Genomic DNA, 9455 nt, shown 5'->3' with positions numbered 1-9455 from the left:
TTTGCATCCAATTTAATCTATTAACAAGTGATCTGTGTTCAATCATTGCTCCCTTAGGTTTTCCTGTGGTTCCTGAAGTATAAATAATATACGCCAAATTAGTTGAGTTATCTGTTTTAGTCAAGTTGGTTGAGTCATTCATATAGAAGGTTTCATTTAATAAATCAATTATTTCTCCATAAAACTCTATAGTTTCTACTAAAGTGTTTTCGCTTAACAAAATCTTACTTCCGCTGTCTTCTAGCATATATTCTATTCTTTCTTTCGGATAGCTCGGATCTATCGGCAAATAAGCTCCACCAGCTTTTAAGATTCCCATTATTCCTACTATAGAGTCAGCTTTAACACCTTTATCTCTTAATACTCTTGCTAGACTATTTGATCTTTCATTTAATGCTCTATAAGTTAACTTTTTACCTTCAAATACTACTGCAATATTATCTGGTGTCTTTTTTACTTGAGCTTCAAACAACTCATGGATTGTCTTATCCTTTGAATATTCAGCCTTCGTATCATTGAATTCATATAGTATTTGATTTTTTTCTTGCTCTGATAGTAAATCTATATTTCCTATAGAAATGTTAGGATTACTTAATAAATTTTCTATAATCCTTTCTAGGTAAATACCCAATTTCTCAACTATACGTTCATCTATTGATATGATATTAAAATTGAATTTAAATTCAATGCCATCAAAAGTCAATATCTCTAGAGCCATGTTATAGTTTGTTTGCTCCACAATTGAAAACCCTTCTATAGATAACACATTTTCTTGGTTTGAACTAAAATCTAAAGGATAATTCTCTATAGTAACTATTGAATTAAAAAGCTCTTCATTAACTTTTAGTCCGCAATACTCTTTTATGTCAGTTAAAGCTGTATTCTCAAAACTTTTTCTTTCATTAAGACTTTTATCTAAAGATTTAATTAACCCCATTAATGTAGTTTTCCCATCTGATTTTACCCTTAGTGGCATAGTATTTATAAATAATCCTACCATTTTATCTATAGAATTTATATTTTCTGGTCTTCCTGAAACTGTTGTACCAAATAAAACTTCATTTGAGTTATTAAATTTCTGAAGTAATAGTGCCCAAGCTCCATATAATATTGATGATAGTAAAACTTTATTTTCTTTTGAAAATTCTTTAATTTTATTTGCCTTAAGATTATCTACCTTGTATGAAATTTCTTTATGAACACCTACTTCTTTACAACTAAAATAATCATCCTTATTATCTAATCCCTCAAGATACTTTGCCCAATGTTCTTTCTCACTTTTTTTATTTATAGAATTTAGATATTTAATAAACTGACTAAACTTTGTTTTATTAAGCCTTTTAGGCTCTTTTCCCTCATATAAACAATTATATGCTTCCATAACTTCCTTCAGTATTATTCCATTGCTCCAACCATCATATAAAATATGATGATTACTTATAATCATCTCATGATTACCTTCATCTATCCTACATAAGTAAATTCTTAAAGTTTCTCTTGTTATATCTATCCTATTGCTTAAATCCTTTAATTTAACTTCTTTTATTAAGTCTTCTTTATCTTCTTCATTTGTAAAATCTAAATATTTTATTGGAATTTCATGTTGCTTAAGAACCACTTGTATAGGATTTTCTATTCCCTTCCATCTAAAAATTGTTCTTAGCATCTCATTACTATCTATTACAAACTGCCATGATCTTTGTAATAACTCTAGCTTCAAGTCTCCTCTAAGATTTAAACTTAATTGTTCATGATACATGTTACTTTCTTCACCACTAATATAATGAAACAACATTCCTTGTTGTAAGCTAGTTAACGACATAAAATTTTCTATATTATTTTTGTCTAATTTATTATTTTTAACCACATTATCACCTCGCTACAGCATTTATAAATCGCTTATCTTACCCAAATCCATTTTTATAACCCTGTCTGCAAGATTAAAGTATCTATCATCATGGGTAACAGCTATTACACATTTTCCTTTATCTTTGAGTTCTGGTAGTAAGGTATCATAAAAGAATAGCCTAAACTCAGGATCTTGATCCGCTGCCCATTCATCAAATAAATAAATAGATTTATCTTCTAAGTAAGTAACTAATAAGGCTAGTCTCTTCTTTTGACCTGTTGATAATTTTGTTGTACTAAACCTTCCATCTTGAATTTGAACTTTATAACTTAGCTGTAATATTTCTAAATATCTTTGTATCTCATTCTCTTTGCCTTTATAATTTATGCCATAAAGGTTATCAAAGAGATAAAAATCTGCAAAAACTGTTGAGTAGCTTTCACTCAATTGTTTTTGTGATACTATACCATTTAATGATATCTCACCTTTAGACGGCAAATATAAACCTGTNNTTCCCACTACCATTTCCACCAGTTATGAAAACTATTTCTCTAGATTTAAATTCATAATTAATTGGACCTAGTTTGAATGATTGTCCATCTGTTTTAGCATATTCATATTCTACATCTTTTAATTTTAAAGATAAGTTACCTCCTATGTTTTTATTAAAAATATTATCTTCTTCCTTAGTATAGGATGATATTTCATCGATTAAACTATTGATTCTTTTTAAACTTATTTTTACTTCAATAGCATTTGGTATAGTGTTTAGTATTCCATGTACTGGCCCTGTCATATAAAGTAACACAAAAACATAGCTTGTAAGACTAGTTGAATCTAAATTTTTTAAAATGAAAGGAAAAATAAATACTACTGACCCAATTGCTAAAGTAAATAAAAGTTCTCCTATCACAAACATATTTGCAAACGCTAATGCTGACTTACTTCTTTTAACTTTATATTCACTGCAGCCTTTCTCCATATCTTCCTCAAATTCACTTTTCTTGTTTCCATTTAAACTTAACTCCTTAAATCCACCTATTAAGTCATTAATAAATTTAAAAAATACATTTTGAAGATCTCTAGCCTCTTCTCCAAGTTTATTAGCATATCTACCAACCAAATAATAAATACTAGCAATAAGTATTATTATTAATACTGAAAGTAATAATGCGTATATATTTATGGTTCCTAAATATATAAAACAGCATATAAGTGTAACAGCACTAGTTATACCACCAATTAAAATATTTACAAATCTACTAATAGTCTCAGTATCATTATTTAAGGTTGACTCAATTCTACCCTTTTCAATTTGCTCAAATTTACTGTACCGAGCCCCCAGTATTTTTTTTACAATTTCCATTCTCTTGGAGTATACTATTTCATTAGTAAAATCTATTAATTTCTCTCTCATTATCTTTTGACCATAAACATAAAGAACAATTCCTAAAATAAAATACATTAAAAGTTTAAACTTTAAATCATTATTACTAATTATAGCCATATTGATAGTGAATATTATAAGAGCATTACCCATTCCACTTAAAACGCTTAATAAAGATAATACTAATATGTCTTTATCCTTTTCTTTTTTAAAAAAGCTTGTAAATATAAGATATACATATATAATCCAAATAGTTATATATACGGAATAAAGTGCCACTTCAACACTTTTAGGAAGCCAAACAAATACAAACTTCCATGACACCCCATTATATAAAACCTGTGGTATTATATATATACAGTAACTTAATCCCAACATAAATAGGAAAGAGAAAATAAATCTTGAACTACTTTTTATACCATTAAATTTGAAATTTCTTTGCTTTCTAAATATATCCCTTAAGCATTTTATTATAAAAAATAAGGTCACTAAAACTAATAAACTTGAAATACCTATAATAGTAATAGCTACTTTATCTGCAGTTTTGTTTAAGTCTTTTATATCTTTTTTAACTGATTCTCCTTGGAATATTTTATTAATACCTAATCCAATATTTTGAACATAAGTAGAGTTTGTATTGCTTAATACAGCAACTCCAACTTTATCTTTGGCATTAAATATTATAAAAGAAGAATAGTTAGGATTATTACCTCCGTGGGAAACCTGTCCTTTGGGATAAATAAACCATCCACTAGCATAGAATACTTCACTATCTATGGCACTAACACCTCTGTTAGCTTCTTGTGACTTTTTAATTATATCTTTATCAAGTTTTAATTCATTCATGGTTCCCATTTGAATCTTAAGCCATTTTGCCATATCCTCACCGTTAGATATAATATATCCCGCTGGCTTATTTCCTCTATACACTGGTGCTTCATATAACTGTTGTTTTAAATATCCAATTTTATATCCACTAGCCATATTCTCATTTATAGCTTCATTTTTAAATAGATAGGTATTCTTTAAGCCCATTGGCTTTAAAACAGCTTCTTCAATATAATTTTCATATGTCTTTCCTGTTACTTTTTCAACAACTAGTCCTAAAACATCATAATTTATGGTTGCATATTGAAATTTCTTACCTGGCTCACTGTCTAGTTCTATACCCACTAAAGTTTTAACTGTTTCTTCAAGAGCATTAGATTCATTCGAAACTGGAATCTTATCTATAGTTTTAAAAGGTATGCCGCTTGTTTGATACAACAAATGCTCAATTGTTATTGGTACTTTTTTATCTTTATATTTAACTGTTAACCATGGTATATATTTAGTTACTTCATCCTTAAGCTTAATTTGCCCACTTTTTTCTAAATTTAAAATACCTAAGGCAGTAAAGGCTTTACTATTAGATCCTATTTCAAATAAGGATTGAGAAGTAACTAGCTTTTTCTCATCAATATCAGAATATCCAAATTCTTTCTGATAAACAGTCTTATCATCTTTAACTATGGTAACAGATAGTCCTGGAATCTTACCCTCATTCATATTTTCTTCTATAAATTTTTCTATCTTTAACCCTTCATCCTTAGTTAAATAATTTGTCTCTATATTATCATTGCTCAAAGCATACACGTTAAGTTGACATAATACTATACTCAGAAAAATACTAAGCATAACTACCAGTTTATTTTTCTTTTTCATAATAATATTGCTCCTTATATAAATATTTTTAATCAAAAAGAGCATTTAAATCCTCTTGTGATATATTAACAGCATCAAAATCTGATGGGGTAAATTCCTTAAAATCCTTATTAGAACATTTATCTAGGATTAATTTTAATGTTTCTACATAAGTTTGAACAAAATTCTCCATTGTTTCATTCTTAAATTTACTTCTACTATATTCCACAGTTATCTTTAATTTTTTATTTACAATCATAGCAGCTATATCTATTAATGCCGTTAATGAGTTGTTTTTATCACTCTCTAGCCCAAATTCAATATTTGATAATTTAAATTTCTCTTTATCTATTATATTGTCAAAGTCTCCAAGGTAATTAAATCTTACATACTTAGTTTCTTGTCCTTTAAGTTCACCATTTAAAAATTTAAGAATGCTATAGTTAAATCCCTTATTAGGTATATTTCTAAGCTGTTCTTTTAAAGATTTAATGCTATCCTCTATATCTTCATACTCTATGCTAAAATATACAGGGTACATGCTTGTAAACCATCCAACAGTTCTAGATATATCAATATAGTCATTCACAGCCTCTCTTCCATGCCTTTCAAGTTCAACTATTATCTCATCTTTCTTAGTTAACTTATTTAGTGTGAGCACTAACGCAATTATTAAAACTTCATTAAGGTCTATATTATATATTTCATTAGATTTTTCTATTAAGCTATTCAATGTTTCTTCATCTATTTCTTGACTAAAAACATTAGATGTTTCAACAGTATCTTCTTCCTTATCGTAATCTACGTTATAACTAATCTCTTTATTTAATATTGCTTTCCAATAATCAACTTCATCACTAAAATCCTTTCTACTATAAGTTTTCAAAGCTTCTGCCCATTCTTTATATGAATGGGTTTTTAAAGGTAATCTTACCTCAGTTCCTTCATCCAATTGTTTTAAAACATCTATGAAATCATTTAATATCACTCTCCAAGTGACACCATCTACTATTAAGTGATGAGCTGTAAATAATAAGGCTTGTCTATTTTTATCTAAATCCATCATTACTACATTGAATAAACTATTATTTTCTATATTAATACTAGAATTAGTTTCATCCATTAATTGTTTTATCTTCTCACACTGCTGCATGTGTGAATATTGAGATAAATCAAAATATTGAGTTATTGGTATTCTATTTAAATATTCATTGTTGTAATATAATTTATTAATCTTTTTATCGTAATTAATTCTTAATGAATCATGATGTTCCATTAATTTATTTACAGCAACTATTATCTTATTAATATCTAAAGCTCCGTTATATTCTAGTAACACGTATTGATTGTATAGATTTTCATTTTTAAAATTTTGATTAAAAAACCATTCTATAATAGGTGTTGTCTCAATGGTTCCTTCACTCTTCTCTTGACTTATATTGCTATCAACTTTATTTTCTTCTATTGAAGCAGCCATATCTTCTATAGAATCATGAGCGAGTATATCTTTTACTTTAATATCTAACCCAAGATTTTTGAGTTTTGAAGAAATTTGAATGGCCTTTATAGAGTCTCCTCCAAGTTGATAGTAGTTATCATTCATACTTATATCCTCTACCCCTAATATTTCTTCCATAGCTTTGACTAACTCTTTTTCTGCTATGGTTTCATATTTTATAAACTCTCTCTCATCTATTTTGGGTTCTGGAAGTAGTTCATAATTTACCTTTCCATTTAAAGTTAATGGAAGTTTATCCATGAATACAAAATTCGTTGGTATCATATATTTAGGTAAGAATTTTAAAAGCCACTCTTTCACTTCTGCATTTGTAATTTCTTTTTTACTAACTACATAAGTATTTAATATCTTATTACCTAATGAATCTTCTTTAAATACCACAACTGCATCTTTGATAAATTCATTTTCTAATAAATATCTTTCTATCTCACCAATTTCAATTCTATGACCTCTTATTTTTACTTGGTTATCAATTCTTCCTACATACTCAATAACTCCATTTTCTAGATATCTTGCCGTATCACCAGTTTTATACATCCTTTTTCCTTTAAGAAATGGGTTTTCAATAAATCTTTCATGGGTTAATTCTTCTCTGTTTAAATACCCCCTAGCAACTCCATCACCAGAAATATACAGCTCTCCAACAAAACCTGTTGAAACTGGATTTAATTCATTATCCAATATATAAATTTGCACATTATCCACAGGGTATCCAATTGGTACTGATACTCCTTTATCTTTTCTTTCATCATATTTGTATAGCATACATCCAACCACAGTTTCTGTTGGTCCATATTCATTAAATATCTCTATATTTTTACCGAAACTATTACAAACTTCTTTTGCTAAGTTTACCTTTAAATCTTCTCCACCTACAATAAACCTCTTTATATTAGATCTTGTATTATCCATATTCTTTAATAAAGTTAAGTGTGCAGGGGTAAGCTTCACAACTGATACCTTATTTTCTCTTAATATTTTATATAGAACAAATTCTGTTTCATCATTATCGTAAATAACAATCTTGTTACCTGAAATTAATGGTGTAAATATAGATGTTACTGTTAAATCAAAGGATATTGAAGAATATAAAGCCATAGCTTCATCTTCACCTTTTAAATAAATTTTATTAGCCCACCATATATAGTTTGTTAACCCTTGTTGTTCAATCATTACACCCTTGGGTTTCCCTGTTGACCCAGATGTATAGATAATATAAACTAAATCACTTAAACTATTAGTTTTTTTCAAATCATTTTTACTATATCCTTGTAAATCTTCATCGTTTATATTAATTATGCTTCCTTTGAATTTGATTTCATCTAATACAATAAAATTAGTTAACATAATATTACTTTTTGAATCTTCAAGCATATAATTTATTCTTTCTATAGGATAACTAGGATCAATGGGTAGGTATACTGCTCCTGCCTTTAAAACACCTAAAATACTTATAAGAAGTTCTGTTGAATGAGTTTCCATAATTGCTACAATTGATTTATTATCTATTCCTTTTTCTCTTAAATGATTTGCTAATTGATTCGATTTTTCATTAAGTTCTTTATATGTTAATGTCTTATCTTTAAACTCTAACGCAACCTTACTTGGTATTTTAATTACTTGCTCTTCAAATAATTCACATACTGTTTTTTGTGGATAATAAACAGTTGTGGAATTTAAATCATATACCTTATAATTGATCTCTTCTTTGTTCATAAGTTTTAAATCATTAACTACAATATTTTCATATGTTACTATCTGATTAACTATATTAATCATAGCTTCATACATTGTTTTTATTTCATTATCTGAGTATTCTAATGTTTTGTAGTCAAAGTTTAGTGTTATATCACTCTCTTCCCAATCTTTAACTGTTAATTGTAATGAGTAACTTTGACTTCCACAATAATACTCCTTAATTTCTACACTTATATCGTTAATGTTATTATCATATTTTGAGTTATAGTAGTTTACACACATTTTAAATAAACTGTCATAGCCTTTCTTTCCTAATTCTAAATCCTTAATTAAAAGGTCATAAGGGTACTTTTGATTTAAAAAGCATAGTTTTAATTCTCTGTTAACTAATTTTAGTAAATCTTCTATTTTCAACCCAGTATCTAACTTAAACCTAACAGGTACTGTACTTGTAAACATACCTATCATATTCTTTTGGTCTTTATTAGTTCTATTAAATACTGGTGTTCCTATTACTAAATCATTTTTATATGTAACCTTATTTATGTAAATAAGTAATATTGTTATAAAGAAAGTATTTAATGAGCATTTTTTATTATCTGCAAACTTTTTTATTTTATTTGATAATTCTTCATCAATATTGAAGCATCGCCTCTTACCTTCTAAACTGTTAGATGTTTTGTATAAAAATTCCTCGGGTACATCTAAAAACTTATCTTTCCAGAAGTTTTTATTTTTTATAAACCTTTCTGAATTCAAATACTCTTCCTCATCCTTAATAAAGTCTAAATATGAATAATTGATCGTATAAATATCGTTTTTATTTATTAACTTTCTATATATGTCACAAATTTGTTTTTGTACAAGAGTAATGGACCATCCATCAGATATAATATGATGAATATTAAGTAACACACCATATTCTTTGTCATTTATCTTGTATATTGTAAAATAATATAGTTTATTATCAACTAAATTAAAAATTTTTTTAAACAAATCATTTGACCATGTCTCATGTTCCTTTTGAGGATTTTTATAATTACTAAAGTCTAAAAAGTCTATGTTTTCATTTTCAAAGCCTTTAATATATTGAAATGGTTCATTTTCTTTCTCTAAAATTCTTAGTCTTAATCCTTCATTATTTTTTATTACAAGATTAATGGTTTGTTTCATAACTTCAACATCTATATCTTCATATATACTCATACATCCACCAATATTATGTAATGGTGAATTTATATTTATCTTATCTATGTACCATATTCTTTTTTGCGGATGTGTTAATTTATAATAAGCCCTCTCACTACTTCTCATCTTTA

The 9455-nt window shown here is 27.2% G+C and carries 4 protein-coding genes; all 4 read right to left on the bottom strand.

Annotated elements, in window-relative coordinates; translation table 11 throughout:
* The coding region (locus B2671_RS01090) for a condensation domain-containing protein (RefSeq protein ID WP_346868749.1) at nucleotides 1–1867 on the bottom strand (1867 nt) is incomplete at its 3' end.
* A gap of 21 nt (nucleotides 1868–1888) precedes the next feature.
* On the bottom strand, nucleotides 1889–2374 hold the full coding sequence (locus B2671_RS01085; protein WP_422653210.1) for an ATP-binding cassette domain-containing protein: 486 nt from the start codon (nucleotides 2372–2374) through the stop codon (nucleotides 1889–1891).
* A complete protein-coding gene (locus tag B2671_RS01080) occupies nucleotides 2337–4784 on the bottom strand; it encodes a serine hydrolase (protein WP_422653212.1) in 2448 nt (815 codons plus the stop codon). Before B2671_RS01080 ends, B2671_RS01085 begins: the two co-directional genes overlap by 38 nt.
* Before the next feature lie 184 nt (nucleotides 4785–4968).
* On the bottom strand, nucleotides 4969–9450 hold the full coding sequence (locus B2671_RS01075; protein ID WP_346868746.1) for an amino acid adenylation domain-containing protein: 4482 nt from the start codon (nucleotides 9448–9450) through the stop codon (nucleotides 4969–4971).
* Nucleotides 9451–9455 lie beyond the last annotated feature (5 nt).

It is taken from the genome of Clostridium sp. UBA5119 (assembly GCF_002414285.1).
GTDB lineage: Bacteria > Bacillota > Clostridia > Clostridiales > Clostridiaceae > Clostridium_J > Clostridium_J sulfidigenes.
This window is presented reverse-complemented; position numbering and strand designations above follow the sequence as displayed.

Coding starts and splice junctions, on each gene's coding strand:
- B2671_RS01075 (WP_346868746.1), bottom strand. CDS start 9,450: ATGAGAAGTAGTGAGAGGGCTTATTATAAATTAACACATCCGCAAAAA.